This is a genomic window from Streptomyces sp. HUAS MG91 (genome assembly GCF_040529335.1).
Classification (GTDB): domain Bacteria; phylum Actinomycetota; class Actinomycetes; order Streptomycetales; family Streptomycetaceae; genus Streptomyces; species Streptomyces tabacisoli.
This window is the reverse complement of record NZ_CP159534.1, coordinates 2,745,350-2,768,932: the sequence shown is the minus strand read 5'-3', so window position 1 is coordinate 2,768,932 and position 23,583 is coordinate 2,745,350. Positions and strand designations below refer to the sequence as shown.

General features: G+C 71.1%; 17 protein-coding genes, 3 tRNA genes and 1 pseudogene. 10 read left to right on the top strand and 11 right to left on the bottom strand.

Annotated elements, in window-relative coordinates; genetic code table 11:
• Positions 1 to 72: 72 nt before the first annotated feature.
• Positions 73 to 858, top strand: coding sequence for a sulfite exporter TauE/SafE family protein (locus ABII15_RS12820; RefSeq protein WP_353942437.1), 786 nt, complete (start codon positions 73 to 75; stop codon positions 856 to 858).
• A gap of 9 nt (positions 859 to 867) precedes the next feature.
• On the opposite strand, the gene ABII15_RS12815 is transcribed toward ABII15_RS12820, so the two are convergent.
• Together ABII15_RS12815 and ABII15_RS12810 are read right to left on the bottom strand one after the other, a co-directional pair.
• Positions 868 to 1,527 (bottom strand): class F sortase, encoded by a 660-nt coding sequence (locus tag ABII15_RS12815; protein ID WP_353942436.1) that lies wholly within the window; start codon positions 1,525 to 1,527, stop codon positions 868 to 870.
• 165 nt (positions 1,528 to 1,692) lie between these two features.
• Entirely contained in the window at positions 1,693 to 2,214 is a 522-nt protein-coding gene (locus ABII15_RS12810) for a hypothetical protein (RefSeq protein WP_353942435.1), read from the bottom strand.
• A 304-nt stretch (positions 2,215 to 2,518) separates the two neighbouring features.
• On the opposite strand from ABII15_RS12810, the gene cutA reads away from it, so the two are divergent.
• Positions 2,519 to 2,854: a divalent-cation tolerance protein CutA gene (gene cutA / locus ABII15_RS12805; RefSeq protein WP_353942434.1), complete on the top strand. Its 336-nt coding sequence runs from the start codon at positions 2,519 to 2,521 to the stop codon at positions 2,852 to 2,854.
• Between the two features lie 231 nt (positions 2,855 to 3,085).
• Here cutA and ABII15_RS12800 read toward each other — a convergent pair whose 3' ends face one another.
• Positions 3,086 to 3,757, bottom strand: a complete 672-nt coding sequence (locus ABII15_RS12800; protein ID WP_353942433.1) for an ElyC/SanA/YdcF family protein — start codon at positions 3,755 to 3,757, stop codon at positions 3,086 to 3,088.
• A gap of 163 nt (positions 3,758 to 3,920) precedes the next feature.
• Here ABII15_RS12800 and ABII15_RS12795 point away from each other — a divergent pair, with 163 nt between their 5' ends.
• The 5 genes and pseudogenes from ABII15_RS12795 to ABII15_RS12775 all read left to right on the top strand — a co-directional run bounded on the left by ABII15_RS12795 (position 3,921) and on the right by ABII15_RS12775 (position 11,257).
• The gene (locus ABII15_RS12795; protein ID WP_353942432.1) at positions 3,921 to 4,808 is read left to right on the top strand and encodes a sirohydrochlorin chelatase; all 888 of its coding nucleotides are present in this window, start codon (positions 3,921 to 3,923) and stop codon (positions 4,806 to 4,808) included.
• 59 nt (positions 4,809 to 4,867) lie between these two features.
• Positions 4,868 to 6,139: pseudogene (locus ABII15_RS12790) on the top strand (deoxyguanosinetriphosphate triphosphohydrolase); the annotation flags it as partial.
• Positions 6,140 to 6,334: 195 nt separating this feature from the next.
• On the top strand, positions 6,335 to 7,600 hold the full coding sequence (locus tag ABII15_RS12785) for an FAD-dependent oxidoreductase (RefSeq protein WP_353942431.1): 1,266 nt from the start codon (positions 6,335 to 6,337) through the stop codon (positions 7,598 to 7,600).
• A 34-nt stretch (positions 7,601 to 7,634) separates the two neighbouring features.
• Complete coding sequence (gene dnaG / locus ABII15_RS12780; protein WP_353942430.1) at positions 7,635 to 9,533, top strand: DNA primase; 1,899 nt, start codon at positions 7,635 to 7,637, stop codon at positions 9,531 to 9,533.
• 416 nt (positions 9,534 to 9,949) lie between these two features.
• The gene (locus tag ABII15_RS12775; protein WP_353942429.1) at positions 9,950 to 11,257 is read left to right on the top strand and encodes an RNA polymerase sigma factor; all 1,308 of its coding nucleotides are present in this window, start codon (positions 9,950 to 9,952) and stop codon (positions 11,255 to 11,257) included.
• A gap of 91 nt (positions 11,258 to 11,348) precedes the next feature.
• On the opposite strand, the gene ABII15_RS12770 is transcribed toward ABII15_RS12775, so the two are convergent.
• The 4 genes from ABII15_RS12770 to ABII15_RS12755 all read right to left on the bottom strand — a co-directional run bounded on the left by ABII15_RS12770 (position 11,349) and on the right by ABII15_RS12755 (position 16,981).
• Positions 11,349 to 13,277 carry an ABC transporter ATP-binding protein gene (locus ABII15_RS12770; RefSeq protein WP_353942428.1) on the bottom strand — a complete coding sequence of 643 codons (1,929 nt, stop codon included), beginning with the start codon at positions 13,275 to 13,277 and terminating at the stop codon, positions 11,349 to 11,351.
• Positions 13,277 to 15,016 (bottom strand): ABC transporter ATP-binding protein, encoded by a 1,740-nt coding sequence (locus ABII15_RS12765; protein ID WP_353942427.1) that lies wholly within the window; start codon positions 15,014 to 15,016, stop codon positions 13,277 to 13,279. The genes ABII15_RS12770 and ABII15_RS12765 overlap by 1 nt, the downstream gene beginning before the upstream one ends.
• A gap of 178 nt (positions 15,017 to 15,194) precedes the next feature.
• Positions 15,195 to 16,631 (bottom strand): FGGY family carbohydrate kinase, encoded by a 1,437-nt coding sequence (locus ABII15_RS12760; RefSeq protein WP_353942426.1) that lies wholly within the window; start codon positions 16,629 to 16,631, stop codon positions 15,195 to 15,197.
• A gap of 38 nt (positions 16,632 to 16,669) precedes the next feature.
• Positions 16,670 to 16,981, bottom strand: coding sequence for a YtxH domain-containing protein (locus ABII15_RS12755; protein ID WP_353942425.1), 312 nt, complete (start codon positions 16,979 to 16,981; stop codon positions 16,670 to 16,672).
• Between the two features lie 182 nt (positions 16,982 to 17,163).
• On the opposite strand from ABII15_RS12755, the gene ABII15_RS12750 reads away from it, so the two are divergent.
• The 3 genes from ABII15_RS12750 to ABII15_RS12740 all read left to right on the top strand — a co-directional run bounded on the left by ABII15_RS12750 (position 17,164) and on the right by ABII15_RS12740 (position 17,565).
• Positions 17,164 to 17,236, top strand: a tRNA-Asn gene (locus ABII15_RS12750).
• A 5-nt stretch (positions 17,237 to 17,241) separates the two neighbouring features.
• Positions 17,242 to 17,314: transfer RNA gene (locus ABII15_RS12745), tRNA-Asn, on the top strand.
• Between the two features lie 177 nt (positions 17,315 to 17,491).
• A tRNA-Ile gene (locus ABII15_RS12740) sits at positions 17,492 to 17,565 on the top strand.
• Positions 17,566 to 18,132: 567 nt separating this feature from the next.
• On the opposite strand, the gene ABII15_RS12735 is transcribed toward ABII15_RS12740, so the two are convergent.
• From ABII15_RS12735 to ABII15_RS12720, 4 genes are all read right to left on the bottom strand, one after another.
• On the bottom strand, positions 18,133 to 19,437 hold the full coding sequence (locus ABII15_RS12735; protein ID WP_353942424.1) for a phospholipase D-like domain-containing protein: 1,305 nt from the start codon (positions 19,435 to 19,437) through the stop codon (positions 18,133 to 18,135).
• A 68-nt stretch (positions 19,438 to 19,505) separates the two neighbouring features.
• Positions 19,506 to 21,290, bottom strand: coding sequence for a stealth family protein (locus tag ABII15_RS12730; RefSeq protein ID WP_353942423.1), 1,785 nt, complete (start codon positions 21,288 to 21,290; stop codon positions 19,506 to 19,508).
• A 77-nt stretch (positions 21,291 to 21,367) separates the two neighbouring features.
• On the bottom strand, positions 21,368 to 21,823 hold the full coding sequence (locus ABII15_RS12725; RefSeq protein WP_353942422.1) for a hypothetical protein: 456 nt from the start codon (positions 21,821 to 21,823) through the stop codon (positions 21,368 to 21,370).
• A 355-nt stretch (positions 21,824 to 22,178) separates the two neighbouring features.
• Positions 22,179 to 23,498 carry a hypothetical protein gene (locus ABII15_RS12720; protein ID WP_353942421.1) on the bottom strand — a complete coding sequence of 440 codons (1,320 nt, stop codon included), beginning with the start codon at positions 23,496 to 23,498 and terminating at the stop codon, positions 22,179 to 22,181.
• Between the last annotated feature and the right edge of the window lie 85 nt (positions 23,499 to 23,583).

Below are 23,583 nucleotides of genomic sequence, written 5' to 3'. Positions count from 1 at the left end.
CTACCTCAGAAAAGCCTCAACTCTCCACACCCGCGTGGACCGCACACGCATCTCGTCCATAGGCTCACGATCATGCCTGACATATCCCTGACCACCACCGTCGTCCTGTGTGTGGCCGCACTCGCCGCCGGCTGGGTCGACGCGGTGGTCGGCGGCGGCGGTCTGCTGCTGCTCCCCGCGCTGCTGCTCGGCCTGCCGAACGCCGCGCACGCGGGCCCGTACGCGCTCGGCACCAACAAGGCCGTCGCCATCGTCGGCACCACGGGCGCCGCGGTGACCTACGCCCGCAAGGCCCCCGTCGACGTGCGGCTCGCGGTCCGCATCGGCCTCGCGGCGCTCGCGGGCTCGACGGGCGGGGCGGCGCTCGCGGCGGGCCTGAGCACGGAGGTCCTCAAGCCGATCGTGATGGTGGTCCTGGTCGCGGTCGGCGCCTTCGTCATCTTCCGCCCGTCGTTCGGCACGGCCCCGGCCGCCGTCCCGGCCTCGCCCCGCCGGATCCTGGCCGCGATCGGCTTCGCGGGCCTCGGCATCGGTTTCTACGACGGCCTGATCGGCCCCGGTACCGGCACCTTCCTGGTCCTCGCCCTCACCGCGATCCTCCACCTCGACCTGGTGACCGCCTCCGCCACCGCCAAGATCGTCAACTGCTGCACCAACGCGGGCGCGCTCGCGATGTTCGCCTGGAAGGGCACGGTGTACTGGCAGCTGGCCGCGCTGATGGCCGTGTTCAACCTGGCGGGCGGCATGATCGGCGCCCGCACGGCGCTGAAGCGCGGCGCCGGGTTCGTGCGGATCGTGCTGCTGACGGTGGTGTGCGCGCTGGTGGTGAAGATGGCGTACGAGCAGTGGGTGGCCTGAGCACCGGGCTCAGCGGTTGCCCGTCAGGTGGGCGAAGACCACGACGTTCCCCTGGTAGCCGGTCCGCCGTGAGTACGGGCCGCCGCAGGTGATCACCCGCAGCTCGGGCCGCCGGGCCGCCCCGTACACCTTCTCGTCGGGGAAGGCGTCGGCCTTGTAGACCTCGACGGCGTCGACCGTGAACACCGCCACCGAGCCGTCGCGCCGGTCGATCTCGATGGTGCGGCCCCGGGTGAGGGCACCGAGGTCGTAGAAGACGGCCGGGCCCTCGGCGTTGTCGACATGGCCGGCGACGATCGCCGTGCCGCGTTCGCCGGGACGGGTGCCCGCCTCGTACCAGCCCGCGAGGTTCTTCCTCCGCGGCGGCGGCACGTCCAGGCTTCCCGCGCGGTTCAGACCGAGGCCCATCAGCGGGGCGTCCACGCGCAGCGAGGGGATGCGGACGCGGTCCGGCGGCGACGGGGACATCGGGGCTGCGCCGGGCGCCTCCCGCACGGTGCCGGGGCGGGCCTGGTCCGCGGACGGCTGGGGCGGCGGGTGCCCCTCGGAGCCGCTGGCGAGCAGCCAGCCGCCGGAGCACAGGGCGAGGACGGTGACCGCCCCTATGACGGCGTTGACCCGGCCGGCCCGGCGGCGGACGCGGCGGTCGGTGAGATCGCGCAGGCGCATGAGGACTCCTGGACACTCCTGACCCGGCCTGCCCCGGCCCCTCCGGCGCGTGAGGGGACGCGGCCGGAGGGGCGGGGGAGGTGGCGGTACCTGTGGACGACGGACGGGGCCGGGACGGACGCGCGGACGGCGGAGGGAGTCCGTGCGGCCCGTCGGAACCGTCCGTCAGATCCCATCGCCTCTCGCCCGGCGATGCAGGAGCCAGGTACCGCCCGCGGCGGCGACGGCCAGCGCCGCCACACCCGCCGCGGTCTGCACGGGGTCGGGACCGAGCGCGCCGCCGACCCCCGTCTCGACATGTCCGCGGGGCATCCGGGCGCCCGGCGAGCCGCCCGCCCCGGCGAGGGACACGATCAGATCGCCGGTGATCACGGTGCCGCCGGAGCAGCGGGCGACGATCTCGTACGTGCCCGGCTGCGCGGACGCCGGCACGGTGAAGCTGCCCGCGGCGTCGGCGTCCGCCGACGTCGGCGCGAGGGTGAAGGTGCCCGCGCCGACCGCGCTGGCGTCGCCCGACGCCGTTCCCTGCGCACCGCAGGCGGTGGTGTCGACGGTGACCGTGGCCCCCGGGGCCGTGGTCGCCGGATAGACCTCGAGGCCGCCCTGCGAGGCACCCGCGGGGGCGGCCCCGAGCCCGGTGAGGGCGACGGCGAACGCTACGGCGGTCAGCGGTCGGCCTGTGCGCATCGTTGCTTGCTCCTTGTGCGTCCAGCTCGGGCGGCGGACGCGCCCTGCAAGCACGAGGTAAGTGGCAGTCGCACCACCGCGCCTCCTGATGATTCGTCAGAAACCTGTTTCCGGGTGCGCTGCTGACGGTGTGACGGGAACATTCCAGCAGGTCATCGGCGTGTCGGGGGAGAATTGCCCGAAAGGCGGCGCCCGGCGTGCGACCGGGTGATCCGGCCGCTGCCGCCAGGTGTGGCGGAGCGTCAGTTCATGGTTGCCGGGCGGTGTCGGCCCCCGGCCGGAGCCGTGACAGCACAATGGCCGCATGCCGAATCCCGCATCCGCCACCTCAGTGCTGACCGTCCTGACCACGACCGACGACGCGGACCGCGCCGAGGCCCTGGCCCGCGGCGCCGTGGAGTCCCGCCTGGCCGCGTGCGCGCAGATCAGTGCGCCGGTCACGTCCGTGTACCGGTGGGAGGGGAGGGTGGAGACGGCGCGGGAGTGGCAGGTGCTGCTGAAGACGACGGTGGCGCGGTACGCGGACCTGGAATCGTGGCTGACGCGCCATCACTCCTACGACACCCCCGAGATCATCGCGGTGCCGGTGGTGCGCGGGGCTGCCGATTATCTGGCCTGGGTCGCGAGCGAGGTCGATTGACGCGCGGGCCCCTGAGCGATCTTTCCCGCGCGCCTCTCGTCGTGGCTGATCGCGCAGTTCCCCGCGCCCCTGAAGCGAGCTTCGCTCGCCCAGGGCGCATGCCTCAGGGGCGCGGGGAACTGCGCGAGAAGCGGCCACCGGCCCGCGGATGGAGAACGACCTAGGGGCGCGGGGAACTGCGCGATCGGCCCCCAACCGCCCGCGGACGGACGAACAACCCGGGGCCGGGGGTCAGGGAGTCAGGGCCGCCCGGACTCCGTTTTCCTCGCGGCCCAAAAAGTGCGGATCCGGACGGAACACGGCGTCGACCACGGCCTTCCCGGCAGCCAGAACCTCCCGCGCACCCCCGGCGTACCAGGTCACGTCATGCACCTCATCAACCCCGACCCCGTAAGAAGAAACCCCCGCGGCCTCGCACAACGCCACAGCCCGCCGCACATGAAACCCCTGAGTGACCAGCACCGCCCGATCGACCCCGAAGATCTTCTTGGCGCGCACGCACGAGTCCCACGTGTCGAACCCGGCGTAGTCGAGGACGACGGCCCGCGACGGAACCCCGTGCCGGGTCAGATACGTACGCATGGCATCGGGTTCGTCGTACTCGGCGCGACTGTTGTCCCCGGTGACGAGCAGCACCCTGACCCGGCCGGAGCGGTACAGCTCGGCCGCCGCGTCGAGCCGGTGGGCGAGATACGGCGACGGCTCGCCGTTCCACAGCCCGGCGCCGAACACCACGGCCACATCGGTGCGCGGCACGTCCGCCACCCCGCGCAACCGGTCCCCGGCCGTCGTGAACAGCCAGGTCGCGGGCGCCAGCGCCAGCACGCACAGCGCCATCACCACCTGCACCGCCCGCCGCTGGTCCCGGCGGGTACGGGGCAGACGCGGGCGGGGCAGACGCATCGGACGTGACCTCCGGGCAGACAGCGGCTCTCGCAGGCACAGGACGCGCCCACGGCCCCCGCGGTTCACACTCACCGCGCCGGACACCGCACGGTGAACCCCGCGCAACCACCCGTCACCACCCGGCAACAGCCCGGCAACCCCTCTCCGGCAGGATCGCTCCATGACGGACAAGTCGTACGGCACCCACCCCTCCCGCACGGCGGAACTGGACAGCGCGGCGGGACTCCTCACCATGATCGGCGCTCAGCTCGGCAGCCGGCTCAGCCACCGCAGCCCCCTGCGCGAACGCCCCGACCCCCCGGCCCTGGTGCTCGTGGCGCACGGCAGCCGCAACCCCGGCGCCCTCGCCACCGTCACCGAACTGGTCGCCCGGATCCGCGCACTGCGCCCCGGCCTGACCGTCCGCCCCGGCCACATCGAGCTGAACGCCCCGCTGCTCGGCGACACCCTCGCCGCCCTCCCCGCGGGCCGCGCCGTCCTGGTCCCCCTCCTGCTCTCCCGCGGCCACCACGTCAAGCGCGACCTACCCGCGGCGGCGAATGCCGCGACCCACCTGCTCACCCGCGTCGCCGCCCCGCTCGGCCCGCACCCGCTCCTCGTCGACGCGCTGCACGACCGGCTCATGGCCGCCGGCTGGCCCGACGGCCCGCTGCCCGAGCACGAGCGCCGCCGCACCGGAGTGGTCCTCGCCGCCGCCGGCTCCCGCGACCCGCAGGCGGCCGTCGACACCCGCCGCACCGCCGACCTCCTCGCCCGCCGCCTGGGCGTCCCGGTCGTCCCCGGCTACGCCTCCGCCGCCGCGCCCGACGTCGCCACGGCCGTCCGCGCCCTCACCGCGCGCGGCCGCACCCGGATCGCCGTCGCCTCCTACTTCACCGCGCCCGGCCGCTTCGCCGACGAGTCCGCCGCCGCGCTCGCCCCGGGCCAGGGGATCGCCGCGGCCCCGCTCGGCACCCACCCGGCGATGGCCCGCCTGGTCCTGCACCGCTACGACACCGCGCCGGCCGCCCCCGGCCCCGCCCTCACCCCGCACCTCGCGACGGCCTGAGCACCGCCCCGTCCGCCGGCACTCACCCTTTTGTCAGTTCCTGCGTCTACTGTCGGGGCATGGAAGGCAGCGAGACGTACGACGAGGACGCGGTCGAGCGCTGGGCCCCCGAGCCCGACAAGCGCCCGGGCCGCACCGCGTTCCAGCGCGACCGGGCCCGGGTCCTGCACTCGGCGGCGCTGCGCCGCCTCGCCGGAAAGACACAGGTCGTCACCCCGGGGACCACGAGCCGCCATTGGGACGCCAGCCCGCGCACCCGCCTGACCCACTCCCTGGAGTGCGCCCAGGTCGGCCGGGAGCTGGGCGCGGCGCTCGGCTGCGACCCCGACCTCGTCGAGACGGCCTGCCTCTCCCACGACCTGGGCCACCCGCCCTTCGGGCACAACGGCGAGCAGGCGCTCAACGAAGTGGCCCAGGACTGCGGCGGCTTCGAGGGGAACGCCCAGTCGCTCCGCCTCCTCACCCGCATCGAGCCCAAGCGGTTCGTCCGCGCCGAGGGCTCGGGCGAGCTGATCAGCGTAGGACTGAACCTGACGCGGGCGGCGCTCGACGCCGCGACCAAGTACCCGTGGCCGCGTGGCGAGCACCCCACGGACCCGCACTCGGTGAAGTTCGGGGTCTACGAGGACGACCGCCCCGTCTTCGACTGGATGCGCAAGACGTCGCCGGGCCGCCGCACCTGCTTCGAGGCGCAGGTCATGGACTGGGCGGACGACGTCGCGTACTCGGTGCACGACATCGAGGACGGACTGCACGCCGGCCACCTGGACCCGATCGTGCTGCACGCCGAGCCCGAGCGGGCCGACGTCTTCGCGGTCGCCATCGGGCGCTACGTCCCGGCGGACACCGACCCCGCCGAGCTGTCCGCCGCCCTCGACCGCCTCCTCGACCAGGAGTGGTGGCCGCACGGGTACGACGGCACGGCGGTCGCCCAGGCCCGCCTCAAGGACGCCACGAGCCAGCTCATCGGCCGGTTCTGCCTGGCGGCCGAGACCGCGACCCGGGCGCGGTACGGCACCGGGCCCCTCACGCGGTACGACGCCGAGCTGGTCGTCCCGCGCGCGGCCCGGTACGAGTGCGCGGTGCTCAAGGCGGTCGCCGACCGGTACGTGATGCAGCGCCCGCAGCAGGAGGCACTCCGCGCCGACCAGCGAATCGTGGTCGCCGAGCTGGCCGAGGCCCTGACGGCCCGCGCCCCCGACGGCCTGGACCCGCAGTTCCGCGCCCTCTTCGACGACGCCCCCGACGACCGTACGAAGAAGCGCGTCATCGTCGACCAGATCGCCTCCCTCACCGACGCCTCGGCCCGCACCCTGCACGCAAGGCTGACGCAAGGAGCCCCGTCAGGGGCGCGGGGAACTGCGCGAGCGACCCACCACGACCCGCACCCGCCGTACAAGCGCGCCAACTACGGCGAGTAGGCAAAAGTCACCGGGGGCGTGCCCCGATAGGGCCACGCCCCCTTCCCCCATCACGCTGCGTGCGGGACGCTCGCATATGACGGCAGCGCAACGAGGAGGCATCAAGTGGTCGACGCGGACCAGACGTTCGTCATCGTCGGAGGAGGGCTCGCCGGCGCGAAGGCCGCCGAGACGCTCCGCTCGGAGGGCTTCACCGGCCGAGTGATCCTCATCGGTGACGAACGGGACCACCCGTACGAGCGCCCGCCCCTGTCCAAGGGCTATCTGCAGGGCAAGGAGGACCGGGACAGCGTCTTCGTCCATGAACCGGCCTGGTACGCGAGCCACGACATCGAGCTGCACCTCGGCCAGACGGTCACCGCGATCGACCGCGCGGCCAGAACGGTCCGGCTCGGCGACGCGACCCTCATCCGCTACGACAAGCTGCTCCTCGCCACCGGCGCCGAGCCGCGCCGCCTCGACATCCCCGGCACCCACCTCGCGGGCGTCCACCACCTGCGCCGCCTCGCCCACGCCGAGCGCCTGAAGCACGTCCTGGCCTCCCTCGGCCGGGACAACGGCCACCTGGTGATCGCCGGCGCCGGCTGGATCGGCCTGGAGATCGCCGCCGCCGCGCGCGAGTACGGCGCCGAGGTCACCGTCGTCGAGCCGGAGGCCACCCCGCTGCACTCCGTCCTCGGCCCCGAGATCGGCCAGATCTTCACCGAGCTGCACAGCGACCACGGCGTCCGCTTCCACTTCGGCGCCCGGCTCACCGAGATCACCGGCCACGACGGCATGGTGCTCGCCGCGCTCACCGACGACGGCGAGGAACACCCGGCGCACGACGTGCTCGCCGCGATCGGCGCCGCCCCGCGCACCGCGCTCGCCGAGTCCGCGGGCCTCGACCTGGTCGACCGCGGGCACGGCGGCGGCATCGCGGTCGACGCGTCCCTGCGCACCTCCGACCCCGACATCTTCGCGGCCGGCGACGTCGCCGGACTCCAGCACCCGCTCTACAGCACGCGCCTGCGCGTCGAGCACTGGGCGAACGCGCTGAACGGCGGCCCGGCCGCGGCCCGCGCCATGCTCGGCCAGGACGTCACCTACGACCGGGTGCCCTACTTCTTCTCCGACCAGTACGACCTGGGCCTGGAGTACTCGGGCTGGGCGCCCCCGGGCAGCTACGACCAGGTGGTGATCCGGGGCGACGCCGGCAAGCGCGAGTTCATCGCCTTCTGGCTGAGCGACGGCCAGGTCCTCGCGGGGATGAACGTGAATGTGTGGGACGTCACGGACCCCATCCAGCAGCTCATCCGCACCGGCGCCCGGCCGGGCACCGAGCGCTTGTCCGACCCGAGCGTCCCGCTCGCCGACCTGTTGGAGGAGTGACAGGACTGTCGGCGGGTCACCGTAGACTTGCCGCGTGGCTGGCAGGATCAATGACGAGGACGTGAAGGCGGTTCGGGACGCGGTCCCGATCGACGCCGTGGTGTCCGAGTACCTGCAACTGCGCAACGCGGGCGGCGGGAACCTGAAGGGGCTGTGCCCCTTCCACGACGAGAAGTCCCCGTCCTTCCAGGTCAGTCCGAGCAAGGGGTTCTTCCACTGCTTCGGCTGCCAGGAGGGCGGCGACACCATCACGTTCGTGATGAAGATCGACCACCTCTCCTTCTCGGAGGCGGTCGAGCGCCTGGCCGGCCAGGCGGGCATCACGCTGCGCTACGAGGAGGGCGGGTACAACCCCACCCACCAGCGCGGCGAGCGCATCCGCCTGGTCGAGGCGCACAAGGTCGCCGCGCAGTTCTACGTGGATCAGCTGGGGTCCCCGGAGGCCGAGATCGGCCGGAAGTTCCTCGCCGAGCGCGGCTTCGACCAGGCGGCGGCCGCCCACTTCGGCGTCGGCTACAGCCCGGCGGGCTGGGACCACCTCACCCGCTTCCTGCGCGGCAAGGGCTTCAGCGACAAGGAGCTGACCCTCTCCGGGCTCTCCCAGGAAGGCCGCCGCGGTCCCATCGACCGCTTCCGCGGCCGCCTGATGTGGCCGATCCGCGACATCGGCGGCGAGGTCGTCGGCTTCGGCGCCCGCCGCCTGCGCGACGACGACAACGGCCCGAAGTACCTGAACACGCCAGAGACCCCGATCTACAAGAAGTCGCAGGTCCTCTACGGCATCGACCTGGCCAAGAAGGACATCGCCAAGTCCTCCCGTGCCGTCGTCGTCGAGGGCTACACGGACGTCATGGCCTGCCACCTCGCGGGCGTCACCACCGCCATCGCCACCTGCGGCACGGCCTTCGGCGGCGACCACATCAAGATCCTCCGCCGGCTGCTGATGGACAACGGCTCGGCGCGCGTGATCTTCACCTTCGACGGCGACGCGGCGGGCCAGAAGGCCGCCCTGCGCGCCTTCGAGGACGACCAGAAGTTCGCCGCCGAGACGTACATCGCCATCGCGCCGGACAACATGGACCCGTGCGACCTGCGCCTGGCCAAGGGGGACGACGCGGTCGCCGACCTCGTCCAGCCGCGCACCCCGCTCTTCGAGTTCGCGCTCCGCCAGATCGTCGGGCGCTACGACCTGGAGACCCCGGCCGGCCGGGCCGCCGCGCTCGACGAGGCCGCGCCCGTCGTCGCCCGCATCAAGAACAGCGCCTCCCAGCACGAGGTCGCCGTCCAGCTCGCCGGCATGCTCGGCATCCTCGACACCCAGTTCGTGGTCAAGCGGGTGGCGCAGCTGGCCCGTTGGGCCCGCGACCGGGGCGGCAAGGGCCCGGCGCCGGCCAGCTCCCCGCAGGCGGCGCCGCTCGGGGCCGCGCAGCACGCCTTTGGCGGCCCCGCCCTCACCCTGCGCAATCCGGTCTTCACCACCGAGCGCGAGCTGCTCAAGCTGGCGCTGCAGAACCCCGAGCTGGTCTCCCCGATGTTCGACGCGTACGGGATCGACGAGTTCACCGCCGCGCCGTACGCCGCCGTGCGCGCCGCCATCCTCGACGCGGGCGGCGCCGAGCAGGGCCTGCACGACTCGCACGCCTATCTCGTCGCGGTCCGTGAGGCCGCGCCCGACGACGCGGTGCGCGCGATGGTCACCGAGCTGGCCGTCGAGGCCATTCACCGCAAGACCGTCGATCAGGCCTACGCCGACATGCAGCTCGTCGCCGTGCGCCGCCGCGCCGTGGAGCGCCGCATCCGTGACGTCCAGGGCACCTTCACCCGTCTCCACTCGGGCGGCGACCCGGCCCAACTGGTAGCGGTCCAGAACGAGTTGTGGATCCTCCAGCAGTACGACCAGTCCCTCCGGGAACGCGGCGCCGACGCGCTGTAGCTCCGCAGCAAACCCGGCCCACCCGAGGCCCCGCCCCCCCCCGCCTTGGGCAATCTGCCATCCCCCAGACTCCGTCCGGGGGGACCCCCAGGGCGGCAGGGTGGGCAAGGCGGCACCCCGGTGCGGGGTGAGCGCTTCAAGGGGCGGTCAGTACAGCGCCGTTGGCGGGTGCGGCCCCGGTGGGGGCTGGTCGCGCAGTTCCCCGCGCCCCTGTCGGGGCGGACATGAGCCCGCGCTGGAAGCGTGCCGGGGCCGGGCTGCGACCCGCCGCGCCCTCACGCGCCGTTTGCCCACGTTCCGGACCGGGAAGCAGGGGCACCCGTACAGCACGGTAACCGAGCGGTCACGCACCGGACTCAAAAAGTCATCGCACGCCCCTCGTGGCGGCACTGTGTCGTACTCCACACTGGGTGGCGGTGCCTGAGTCCTCGGAGCGCGGCCGGAGCCCGGACAGCAAAGGGTCCGAAACCCCCGCGGTTCCGCTCATCGCGTACGGGACGGACAGCGGCTTCGCCGCCACTGCCGCCCCCCTGCCGCACGCCTCAGAAGCGATCACCTTGGAGGTCGCCCCCGTGCAGACCCAGACCCTCACCCAGAGCGACAGCACAGCGCAGGCCCTGTCCGACCCCGACGCCGTGGAGGACGCCGACGTCCTCGCCACGGTGCCGCCACAGAGCCGCGTCACGCGCCACCCCGAGTCGGGCGAACCCCCGACGCCCGAGTCACCCGAGTCCGCGGAGCCGCCGGAGGGCGAGCCCGGACAGAGCGTCGAGCCGCCCGAACCGGTACGCGGCGCCCGCGCCGACACCAGCGGCCCGTCGTCCGACCTGTTCCGCCAGTACCTGCGCGAGATCGGCCGCATCCCGCTGCTCACCGCGGCCGAGGAGGTGGACCTGGCGCGGCGCGTCGAAGCGGGCCTGTTCGCCGAGGAGAAGCTCACCAAGGCCCCCGACCTCGGCAGCCGGCTCACCCTCGACCTCGACAGGCTGGTGGTGATGGGCCGGATGGCCAAACGCCGCCTGATCGAGGCGAACCTGCGCCTGGTCGTCTCCGTGGCCAAGCGCTACGTGGGCCGCGGCCTGACCATGCTCGACCTGGTCCAGGAGGGCAACCTCGGCCTGATCCGCGCGGTCGAGAAGTTCGACTACGCCCGCGGCTACAAGTTCTCGACGTACGCGACCTGGTGGATCCGGCAGGCGATGAGCCGCGCCCTCGCCGACCAGGCACGCACCATCCGGGTCCCGGTCCACGTCGTCGAGCTGATCAACAGGGTCGTCCGCGTCCAGCGCCGCATGCTCCAGGAGCGCGGCTACGAACCGACCCCCGAGGAGGTCGCCGCCCACCTCGACCTGGCCCCGGAACGGGTCAGCGAGGTCCTGCGCCTGGCCCAGGAACCGGTCTCGCTGCACGCCCCGGTCGGCGAGGAGGACGACGTCGCGCTCGGCGACCTCATCGAGGACGGCGACGCGACGAGCCCCGTGGAGTCGGCGGCCTTCCTCCTCCTGCGCGAACACCTGGAGGCGGTCCTCTCCACCCTCGGCGAACGCGAACGCAAGGTGGTCCAGCTCCGCTACGGCCTCGCCGACGGCCGCCCCCGCACCCTGGAGGAGATCGGCCGTATCTTCGGCGTCACCCGCGAACGCATCCGCCAGATCGAATCGAAAACCCTGAACAAACTCAGGGACCACGCCTTCGCCGACCAACTGCGCGGCTACCTGGACTAGGGAGCGGAGCGCCCCCGTAGGGGGCGCGGGGAACTGCGCGACCAGCCACGACGAACCGGCACCCGACAGACTCCCCACGCCCCCACGGCGACTAGTCCACCTCGGCCACGGCCTGCGCGAACTGGGCCTCGTACAACCGCTGATACGCCCCGCCGGAGGCGACCAGCGCGTCGTGCGAGCCCTGCTCCACGATCGACCCGTTCTCCATGACCAGAATCGTGTCGGCATCGCGGATCGTCGACAGGCGGTGCGCGATGACGAACGACGTGCGGCCGTGGGCGAGCCGCGCCATGGCCTTCTGGATCAGCACCTCGGTCCGGGTGTCGACGGAGGAGGTCGCCTCGTCGAGCACGAGTATCACCGGGTCGGACAGGAACGCCCGCGCGATGGTGATGAGCTGCTTCTCACCGGCGCTGACGCCGGTGCCCTCGTCGTCGATCACGGTGTCGTACCCGTCGGGCAGCGTCCGGATGAAGCGATCGGCGTGCGCGGCCCTCGCCGCCTCCTCGATCTCCTCCCGCGACACGTCCTTCGCGGCGCCGTACGCGATGTTCTCCGCGATGGTGCCGCCGAACAGCCAGGTGTCCTGGAGGACCATGCCGATCCCGGCCCGCAGCTCGTCCCGGGACATCTTCGCGATGTCGACCCCGTCGAGGGTGATGCGGCCGCCGCTGACGTCGTAGAACCGCAGCAGCAGATTGACGAGCGTGGTCTTGCCCGCGCCCGTCGGCCCCACGATGGCCACGGTGTGGCCCGGTTCCGCGGTGAGCGACAGGTCCTCGATGAGCGGCTTGTCCGCCTCGTAGCGGAAGGCGACGTGCTCGAACTCGACGTGCCCGCGCAGGTTCTGCGGCTTCTCGCCGGTCTCGGGGTCGGGCGACTGCTCCTCGGCGTCGAGCAGTTCGAAGATCCGCTCGGCGGACGCCACCCCGGACTGCACCAGGTTCGCCATCGACGCGACCTGCGTCAGCGGCATCGAGAACTGGCGCGAGTACTGGATGAACGCCTGCACGTCACCGATCGACAGGGAGCCGGAGGCCACCCGCAGACCGCCGACCACCGCGACCAGCACATAGTTCAGGTTCGAGATGAAGAACATCAGCGGCTGCATGATGCCGCTGTTGAACTGGGCCTTGAACGCGGCCTCGTACAGCGCCTCGTTCTGCTCGGCGAACAGCTCCGCCGACTCCTTCTGCCGCCCGAACACCTTCACTAGCGTGTGGCCGGTGTACATCTCCTCGATGTGCGCGTTCAGCCGGCCCGTGGTCTTCCACTGCTGCACGAACTGCGGCTGCGACCGCTTGCCGACCTTCGCCGCGACGAACACCGACAGCGGCACCGTGACGAGAGCGACCAGCGCGAGCAGCCACGAGATCCAGAACATCATGGTCAGCACGCCGATGATGGTCAGCAGCGAGTTGAGCATCTGGCCCATCGTCTGCTGGAGCGTCTGCCCGATGTTGTCGATGTCGTTGGTCGCCCGGCTCAGCACCTCGCCGCGCTTCTGCTTGTCGTAGTACGACAGCGGCAGCCGCGCCAGCTTGGCCTGCATGTCCGTGCGGAGCTTGGCCACGGCCAGGTTGATCGCCCGGTTGGCGAGCCGGGTGCCGATCATCATCGCCAGGCCCGCGCACGCGAACACCGCGAGCCCGATCAGCAGCACCTGCCCGATCCTGTCGAAGTCCACGCCCTGGCCGGGGGTGAAGTCGACGCCGCCGAGCATGTCGGCCATGCCGGTGTCACCCTTGGCCCGCAGACCCTCGATGACCTGTTCCTTGGTCTGCCCGGCCGGCGTCTGCCCGCCGATGATCCCGCCGAACAGCAGGTCGGTGGCGTGACCGAGGATCTTCGGCCCGATCACCGACAGTCCGACGCTGATCACCACCGCGACCAGGACGGCCACCACCGACGCGCGGTGCGCGGCCAGTCGCTTCAGCAGCCGTTTGCCGGACCCCTTGAAGTCCATCGAGCGCGAACCGGGCGCACCGGCCGCCATCCGCGCCGCCATCGGCCCGCTCATCAGGCGGCCTCCGCTTCCGTCAGCTGGGAGAGAACGATCTCCCGGTACGTCTCGTTGTCGGCCATCAGCTCGTGGTGGCGTCCGGTGCCGACGACCCGGCCCTCGTCGAGGACGATGATCCGGTCGGCGTCCCGGATGGTGGCCACGCGCTGGGCCACGATCACCACGGTCGCCTCGGCGGTCTCGTCACCGAGCGCCCGGCGCAGCGCCGCGTCTGTCGCGTAGTCGAGCGCGGAGAAGGAGTCGTCGAAGAGGTAGATCTCCGGCCGCTGGACGAGCGTGCGCGCGATCGCGAGCCGCTGGCGCTGGCCGCCGGAGACGTTCGTCCCGCCCTGGGCGATCGGCGCGTCGAGCCCGCCCTCCAGCTTGCTCACGAAATCCTTGGCCTGTGCCACCTCAAGGGCGTGCCACAGCTCCTCGTCGGTCGCGTCGGGACGCCCGTACCGGAGGTTGGAGGCGACCGTCCCCGAGAACAGATAGGGCTTCTGCGGGACGAGTCCGACCGTCCTCGCCATCAGCTCGGGGTCGATCCCGCGGACGTCCTCCCCGTCCACGAACACGACGCCCGCCGTGGTGTCGTACAGCCGGGGGACCAGGCCGAGCAGTGTCGACTTGCCGCTGCCGGTCGAGCCGATGATCGCCGTGGTCTCCCCGGGCCGGGCCACGAGGTCCACCGACCGCAGCACCGGCTCCTCGGCGCCCGGGTAGCCGAACTCGGCGCCGCGGATCTCCAGGTGCCCGTGCCGGCGCAGTTCCCGTACGGAGGTGTCGGCGGCGGGCGGGACGACGCTGGACTCGGTGTCGAGTACCTCCTGCACGCGCTCCGCGCACACCTCGGCGCGCGGCACCTGCATGAACATGAAGGTGGCCATCATCACACTCATCACGATCTGCATGAGATACGCGAGGAACGCCGTCAGGTCGCCGATCTGCATGCCGCCGCTGTTGATGCGGTGGGCGCCGAACCAGACCACGGCCACGGAGGCGACGTTCACGATCGTCATCACGAACGGGAACATCAGTGCCATGATCCGGCCGGTGGCCAGCGAGGTCTCGGTCAGGTCCCAGTTGGCGACGCCGAACCGGTCCTTCTCGAAGTCGTCACGCACGAAGGCGCGGATGACGCGGTTGCCGGTGATCTGCTCGCGCAGCACCCGGTTCACGGTGTCCAGCTTGACCTGCATGGACCGGAACAGCGGCCGCATCTTGCGGATGATCAGCGTCAGCACGATCGCCATGACGGGCAGCACGGCAAGGAGCACGCCCGACAGGGGCACGTCGAGCCCCAGGGCGAGGATCACACCGCCGACGCACATGATCGGCGCGGACACCATCAGCGTGAAGCCCATCAGGACCAGCATCTGGATCTGCTGCACGTCGTTCGTGGTGCGGGTGATCAGCGAGGGCGCCCCGAAGCGGCCGACCTCGCGGGCGGAGAAGGACTGCACCCGGTCGAAGACCCCGGCCCGCACGTCACGGCCGAGCGCGGCGGCGGTGCGGGCGCCGAAGTACACGGCGCCGGTGTTGCAGACGACCTGGACGACCGTGACGCCCAGCATCAGGGCGCCGTACGTGAGGATGTAGCCGGTGTCCCCGTCGACGACACCGTTGTCGATGATGTCCGCGTTCAGAGTGGGCAGATACAGGGCCGCACAGGTCTGCAGGAACTGCAGCAGGACGAGCAACCCGATGGGTTTCTTGTACGGACTGAGATAGGTCCGCAGGAGTCGTATGAGCACGCTCTGTCTCTCGGTGGTCGGCGATCTGGATGAGAGCGGTTGGGGAGAGGGAGACGTCCTCGCCGAAACGAAGACGCATGGACCCCTATCGTCGGACACTCCACCCGCGTTACCTCAACCGATTAACCCAAGAGTGCTCAAAGACCAGCCACGTACCGGCCATGTATCCGCCGCGGTGCTACGGCTGGGCGAACGCCCCGGGATGGATCTGCTCGCGCACCGAGCGGAACTGCTGGCGCACCGCCTGCCCGACCGGCTGCTCCTCGCCCGGCTCGAAGACCTGGGTGGCCGCCCCCTGCCACATCGGCAGCCGGCCGCTCATCGCCCAGGCGGCCTGCCGGGCCGCGCCGATCGCCGCGTAGTCGGCGGGCTGCGGCACCACGACCTGCGTGCCGAACAGCATCGGCGCCACCGCCTGCACGGCGTGCAGCTCGGCCGCCGCGCCGAGCAGGAACACCCGCCGCACCTCGACCCCGCGCCCGCGCAGCACGTCCAGGGCGTCGGCGAGCCCGCACACCATGCCCTCGAAGGCGGCCCGCGCCAGGTGCTCGGGCTTCATGGACTCCCGCCGCAGCCCGCTGAGGGTGCCGGCCGTGTGCGGCAGGTTCGGGGTCTTCTCACCCTCCAGATAGGGCAGGAGTACGAGTCCGTGGGCGCCCGGTGTCGACTTCATGGCGAGGTCCGACAGCTCGTCGAGGCCGCCGTCGAGGCCCAGCATCTCCGCGGTGCCGCGCAGCGTGCGCACCGCGTTGAGCGTGTGCACCACCGGCAGGTGCATGCCGGTGGCGTCGGCGAGCGACGTGATGGAGCCGCTGGAGTCCACCAGCGCCTCGTGGTGCACGGCCATCACCGAGCCGGACGCGCCGAGCGAGACGACGGCGTCGCCGGGGGAGACGCCGAGCCCGAAGGCGGCGGCCATGGTCTCCCCGGTCCCGGCCGAGATGATCAGCCCCTCGGGGGTCGTCCCCGCGGCGTCGCCGGGGCCGAGCACCTCCGGCAGCGCGGCCCGCTGCCCGAGCGCGAGCTCCACGAGGTCGGGCCGCCAGGAACCGGCGGCCGCCGACCAGTAGCCGGTGCCCGAGGCCCCGCCGCGGTCGGTGGTCCGGCGCGTCGGGCGGCCGAGCAGCTGCCACACCAGCCAGTCGTGCGCCTGCATGAGGAAGGCCACCCGCTGCGCGTTCTCCGGCTCGGTCCGTGCCAGCCAGCGCAGCTTGGTCACCGGCTGCGCGGCCTGCGGCACACAGCCCACCGCCTCGGCCCACGCCTCGCGCGAACCGAGCCGGTCGATCAGGTCGGCGGCCGCCACCTGCGCCCGCTTGTCGGCGCCCACCAGGGCCGGGCGCACGGTGTTGCCCTGGCCGTCCAGCGGCACCAGCGCGTTCTGCTGCGCCGACACGCCGATGGCCTGCACGCCTTCCAGGAGCCCGCCGCCGGCCGCCTCGCCGAGCGACAGCAGCCAGGCCTGGGGATCGACGTCACTGGGCCGCCCGCCGCCCTCCGCGGTCTCCAGCGGATGGGGCGCGTACCCCTGCCGGAGCACGGCTCCGGTGTCCGCGTCACAAACGACAATGCGCGTGAAATCGGGCGAACTGTCCAGCCCGGCGACTATCCCCATGCCTGAAATTCTGCCGCACCGCCGGGGTGCGCGTGGCCTCAGGTGTTGCTGGTGCCCCAGTCGTCCTCGTCGCCGCCGTTGCCGCGCTCGCGCAGCGAGCGCACCCGGTCGGCCACGGAGTCCGGAACCTTGCCCTCCACCTTTGCGCTGACGGAGTGGAACGCCTTGCCGGCGACCTCGCGCGTCTGCTGCGCGGCGGACTCGGCCGTGTTGCGTACGGCGGGGTTCTGGGAGATCTCGCGGGCGGTCTTCTTGAGCTTCTCGTACCGCTCGCGCCCGGCCCTGGTGCCCAGTACGTAACCCAGGGCCAGACCGGCGATGAATGTGAGCCGGTAGCGCATGTCGGCCACCCTTTCCCTAGCGAGGCGTCATGGACGGTGCGGTCGTCGTGGCGGTCATCGTCGTGCTCGATGATCGCCGGGGGGATACCGATTGGCGGAGCACCCCCCTGCTTGCGCTAATGTATGTGTCGCAGCGAGCGCACGCCGCCCGGCGAGTACCCGGGTAGCCGCGTTCGAAGCAACGAGGTCATTCCCCTGTAGCTCAATTGGCAGAGCAGCCGGCTGTTAACCGGCAGGTTACTGGTTCGAGTCCAGTCGGGGGAGCTCGATCTCCTGTAGCTCAATTGGCAGAGCAGCCGGCTGTTAACCGGCAGGTTACTGGTTCGAGTCCAGTCGGGAGAGCTGTCGGACAAGTCCCCTCGGAGTTCACTCCGGGGGGACTTTTCGTGCCTGGTGGAACCGACAGGCCGCGACCGATGTCCTCAAGGTCGTGCAGAGCCGAACCATCCGAAGCAGGAGATCGTATGAGCGGCTATGCTGCGGCAGACGGCGCGCACAAATGTGCGCGGCGCGCCGTACGGGGCGGTAGCTCAGCCGGTTAGAGCAGCGGACTCATAATCCGTCGGCCGTGGGTTCGAGTCCCACCCGCCCCACTCGCGGGTCCAGGCAGAAACGATCTGACCTGGGCCCTTCTTACCCCGGCCTGACGGCGTGTCAAAACAGGTCGGGTCCTGCGCGGCAAAACATCCACTCGGATGGACGCGTCGCCCGAGCGTTGCCCGAAGCGTCAGGGCGTTGCCGGGCCGTCAACCTCAGGACTCGCCAGATCGCTCACTCCGGGTGATTCCTGCGGGCGGGCGCGCGGAACGACTGCCACCACGGCCTCGGCCTCGGCCTCGGCCGCGAACGGTCTTCCTTCGCTCGGCTTGCCGAGGACCACGGCCTTCCCGAAGCGGCGCGCGTCAGGCGCTGCGCCTCTCGCTCCTCCTTCGTGCCGAGTTCGCGGCGCTCCTTGCCGACGACGGCGCGCTCGGCACGGCCGCGCCGTTGGGCGGGGGAGGCATCCAGGAGCCGGCGGCAAGCTCCCGGTTCCCGGTCACTTCTCCGTTTCGGCCGGTGATCGCCGATCACGAGCCAGGAGATGCTCGCCCCCAGGCCGGAGGACCTCACACAGTTCAGTGAACCTCGCCGCTGTCCAGCCGGTGTGGGGGCGGAGACGCCTACTCCTGGGCCTGCCGAGGATCGATGGGGATCTCGCGTGCCGTGGTCTCGGCGCGCCTCTCGGCGCCCTGCTGCCGCGCCGCCGTCCCGCAGCAGCGATTGAACTGACTCTGCCAGTCCGTCATGAACGCGTTGTAGTCGGTCTGGCCGATGAACTGCAGGTCCGACTCGTCGTTGTGCCAGATGCCGTTGCTCGTCCAGTTCGAGGAGCCGACGAACACGATCCTGGTGTCGGAAGCAGTCCCGTAACCGCCGCTGACCAGCATGTACTTGTCGTGCGTGTAGTGCAGGGCGTTGCCGTTCGCGTCGGTGCCGCGGGTGGTGTCGTGCACCTCGATGTTCGGCCGGTCCTTCAGGTAGTCCTGCACGCTGTCATCAACCATGCCGGCGGTGAAGAGTATGTTGATCTTGACGCCGGTTCCTGCCAGGCTGACCAGCTTCTTCGGCAGCTCCAGATAGTTCTTGTCGCCCGGCTCTCCGTGAGAGGTCCACTCGAACATGGCGATGTTGATCGTGGCCGGCGCCTTGACGTTGTTCAGGAAGTCGACCCAGGTGTCGCTTCTGTCGCGCGCCTTGGGCCACTGATAGGAGGCCGGGTACAGCTTTCGGGCCGCCAGACCGCTGTCGGAGTTGTAATAGTCGGGCACCAGCGGGCCCGGGCCGTTGAGCGCCCCCTTGGACATGGCCGTGAAGTAGCGGAGATAGGAGTTGTACAGGTCGACGTTGCCCTTGACGGTGGCGGCACTGTTCCACGCGGTGTTGGCCTGGGCGGAGGTGGGGTTGGCGCTGCTGACGGTCACCGTTCTGTTCGCGTCGCTGCCGCCGCTGAGCATGTAGTACTTCGCGTGCAGGGCGGAGCCGGCGAAGTGGGTCAGACAGCCGCCCGGGCACAGCGCGGCGAAGCTCTCGGCTTGCGGGTCGTTGCCCAGCTCGGTGACCATCGACTGCCAGATCGCGTTGTCGCTGTGGGAGTCCATCAGCGCCTTGACGATGACGCCACGCTGGTGTGCGGCTATCAGGGCGGCCGCGAATTCCGGGCCCGGGTTCGTGCTTCCTATCGAGTACATGGCGACGCGTATGGTCTGCCCGCATCCGGAGCTGTTTATCGATTCGATGATCGGGCCCATGATGTTCATCTGGGCATCGGCATCCTCCGGATCGCTGAAGCTCGGACCCGGTTTTGAGGTGAACGTCCGGGACTCGCAACTGAGCGGGGCCTTGGCCTGCTTGACCGCCGCCTGCGCCGAGGTCGGGGCCAGCGCGGTGATGGCCAGTGCGGTGATCAATGTGAGTGCTCGCTTCATGGGCGTGCCTTTCGTTGGGGTGTTGGCGATGGCAAGTCGGGTGTTGCGGTGCCGGCCGACCAATGACGTCAGCCCGAAGCCGGCTCGGAGCCCTGAACGTCGGACGCTTCCCAACGGCTGGCGAACGGGAATTGGCGCTCCAAGAAGTCGCGGAGGGCACCCGCCACGCGCTCCAGCTCAGAGGCACCGGTGTCGACGTCGTTGAGGCACAGGAAGTCGTATGTGTGCCCCGGCCGGAACTCGTCGAGAGCGGCGGCCAGGTCCGCCTTGCCTACATCGATGTACCGCAGTTTGAACGTGCCGGGCACGGCACGGCCGGTGAGGTAGGCGTGGTGGTGGTGCAGTGAGGTCGCCATGGCGATGTCCGTCGTGGCGCGGAACCGAGACCGGCTCGTGCGCCGCACGTGATCCGGGAAGGTCTCGTCCAGCTCGGCCAGTACGCGCCGGAGTTGGGGGTGGGGAGTGTGCTTGAACTTGCTGACGGTGAAGCGGCCGTGGGCGTTCAGCATCAGCTCGCGCACGTTCTTCCCCGCCGAGTTGGGTGCGGGGTCATCCGGGTGCGGGGCACTGATGCCGAGCTGGAACGGTGAGAAGGGGAGCTTGGCGATGCCGTTGCCGTGGAAGAACTGGCCGGCGGTGGAGAGACGGGTGAAGAAGACGTCGTCGTTGAGGTACAGGTAGTGCTCCGACAGGCCCGGTATGTGGTGCAGTTGGGTTTCTATGGCCTGGGAGTTGAAGACGGGCAGTGCCGTCGGGTCGGTGAAGATGTCCTTGTGGTCGATGACCTGGAGCCCGGCCGCGTTCGTGTCGAGCCAGGCGGGAGTCTGGCCGTCGGTGACCAGGTAGATGTTCCGCACGAACGGGGCGTACATCTCCACTGAGCGCAGGGAGTACTTGAGCTCGTCGCGACTGGTGTAGCGCGAGGCACCGGATTCGCGGGCGTGGATTCGAGGGACCGCCGCTTTGGCGCGGAAGGAGTTCCTGCGGGCCGCGAGGTCGGGGTCGTCGCCGTCGACCCAGGTGTAGACGAGGTCGATGGGGAAGTCGACGGCGTCGATGCGGGGACGGACGAAGCTCTCGTGGGTGGGGTGGTCGCGGCCTTCGACGGTCTGGACGGCAGCGGAGCAAGCGCCCGCGGGCACCACGTCGGCGACCGCGTTGGGGCGGGGGGCGACCAGAGCGTCGGCGAGCACGGCGGGCGGGGCTTGCGTGCGCAGGGCGTCCATGCGGGCGGCTCCGCGGTCACTGTCGTCGAGCAGGGTCTGACCGTCGTTCCAGAACTCGACGTCGCAGCCGTAGGTGAGGTCGGCGAGGATCTGTCCGGAGGGACCGAGCAGGATCTCTCCGAAGCGGATCACGTCCTGGCGTTTGAGGGCGGTGGGCAGGGAGCCGTCGGCGTAGAGCACGGCCTCTGCGGGCAGGGGCTCGCTGCTGGGTCTGAGGGCGTAGAGGGGGCTCGACCCGTGTGTGGCGCGCAGGGTGTCCAGCAGTTTCTTGCGGTCTACGAGGCGCAGGGCGACGACGTGGCGGGTGCGGGAGCGGCCGGGGACGAGGAAGTACTCGATACCGGCCTGCTCCAGGGCGTCGGCGACAAGGGCGAGGTTGCGGGCACTGGCACCGGCGGCGGTGAAGTGACTCACGATGCGGCCGTAGTAGGTGCGGTTCTCGAAGGTGACCGTGCGCACCGCGGAGTCCGAGTCCAGCATCGCTCGCCGCCGGGCCTCGATCCTTTCCGCATGCTTGCGGGCCACCTCTGCGGCCCGCGCGGCCTCGGCCTGTGCGGTTTGTTCCTCGCGGGCGCGGGTGCGCCCAGGCAGCAGTCGGTCGGCGAGGCGGTGGAGGTGGGAGGGCACGTGGGTTTCCTGTCTGGGATGCCGATCTGGTAGGAACTTCGACCCGTCGAGCGGGCGTGCGCGGGGGCACCTGCGGATCAGGTCAGTTGACCGCCAGTCAGATACGCGTGTGCCTCGACGGTGACTCCGGCGGTGGGCAGGGGCGCGAGGCGCTGCGGATGGAGGTCGAGCTTGGCAACGTTGTCCCTGATCCAGGCGATGGCGGAGATCGCGTCGGTGCGCGAGGCGGGCCAGGAGCCATCGAATGTCAGCCGACAGCCGACGGCGGGGACGGTATCGACCTGGTCGGCGAAATGGTGCGGCCAGGTCGCCCACTCAGAGTTCTCGTGCCAGGATCCGCCGTGCAGAAAGATGGTTCCTGGGTGGCTGGAATTCGGTCGATTCCAGTAGGTGTCGAGTTCCTGTCGAGTGTGCGTGCCGTATGAATGCGTCGATTCGTTGCGGCTTGCAGTGGCGCTGGGGTGTGCGTCAAGGAATGGCGAACTCGCGATAAGTGCCGCACGCGCAGGCAGGCACACCCGTAGGCGCTTCACTGGTTTCCGTTTCCGTCCCGGCTCGACGGCGGGCGACGTGCAGGATGTATCGGTTCGCACCGTTGCGAACCTCTTCAGCGTGCCTCTGGCGTGCCGAGATTTCGAACAGCCTGCGTGTTTCTAGTGCGGAAACTATGAAGGGCGGGCTAATGGTTAGTCAAGCGTAAACAAGGGAATTTGTCTGCCTTGTCCATGATGTGACAGGAAGGCGACAATCCAGCTATTTGTGGAGGTTGGGGATAGTTCTTTAAGAGGTTTCAGCTGCACGGGTTCGCGACTGGAATTCATCAGTTCTTCGACCTGCTAGGTGTAGTAGCCAAGGAGCGACCCGCCTTTGCAATCCCCGGCGCCGCGTTCACCATCCCGTCAGCAGCAGATGGTTCAGCAGCAGGGCCAATGCGGCCTGGGCGGCGAGCCAGGCGCGGGGAGCCGGCAGGAAGGCGCAGGAGGCCGGGAGCCAGGCCGCGAAGGGGAGCCAGATGCGCTCCGTCTCCGCCTTGCTCATGCCGGAGAGGTCGGCGAGGAGCAGGGCCGCCAACGCGGCCGCGGTGAGCAGGGCCAGGCGGCGCGGCGGGCCGGCCGGGGCGGTGGCCGCGCGGCGCAGGCCCGCGATCGTGGCGGGGCCGATCAGCAGGACGGTGCAGGCGAGGTTGGCCCAGACCCAGTACCAGTAGGGGCGGATGCCGCCCGCGCCCTCGTAGTAGCGCGTGGTCAGCAGGCGGTAGGCCTCCCACCAGTCGAAGCCCAGCAGGGTGAAGAGCGCCGGGACCACGACGAGGCCCGCCAGGGCGTACGGCAGCGGGCGCAGCCGGCGGCGGGTGCCGAGGAGCAGGACCGCGCCCGCGACGAGCGCGAACAGCGTCAGGCCGTAGGAGAGATAGCAGGTCAGGCCGAAAAGCAGGCCCGCCGCGAAACCCGTGAGGCGGGGGCGGCGGCCCGTCACGGCCAGCGCCAGGAAGGCCAGGGACCAGGCGGCGACCGCCGCGAAGTAGCCGTCCGCCGAGGTGCCCGCCCAGACCGCGGCCGGGACCATCGCCAGGAACGGGGCCGCCCGGCGCGCCAGTTCCTCGGAGGCCAGCGCGCGCACGGCGACCAGGACGGCCGCGCAGGCCGACGCGCCGACGGTGATGACCCAGGCGCCCGCCCACGCGCCGCCGCCCAGGCCGATCCGGTCCAGGAGGACGAAGGTGAGGGTCGCCGCCGGGGGATGGCCCGCCACGTGCGGGGGCCAGTGGTCGGGGGAGTGCAGCAGGATGTGGCCGGTGAAGTCGCGCAGGGTCGCCGGGATGTCCTGGAAGCGGTCGATGACCTGGAGGTACTCGTACTTCGTCGTCAGCCGGTCGGCGACGCCCCGCCGCCAGCCGTCGATCAGGGCCAGCGACCAGGTCCACGCCATGGCGGTCGCCCAGGCCGCCGCGAGCAGCCCGCGCCAGGGCAGCCGGGCGGCGAGCCGCGGACCCCAGGTGACGACGGCGGCCGCGACGACGAGGGCGGCGGGCGTGCCGGGGCCCAGGTGCGGGAGCCAGTGCGCGTACAGGGGCGGCCACCCCACGTGCAGGGTGCCGTGCTCGCGCTCGATCCAGGTGCCGACGAGCGCGGCCGCCGCGACGAGAAGCGCGGCGGCCCCGACGGCGTACAGGTCGCGGCGGTCGGCACGGGAGGGGGAACGGGTCACACCGGAGACGCTAGGCGGCGAGGCTGTCCCAAGCGGTGCGGCGCGGGCGGACGTCAGGGTTTCGTCATGTGTCGGGGCCCCCGCC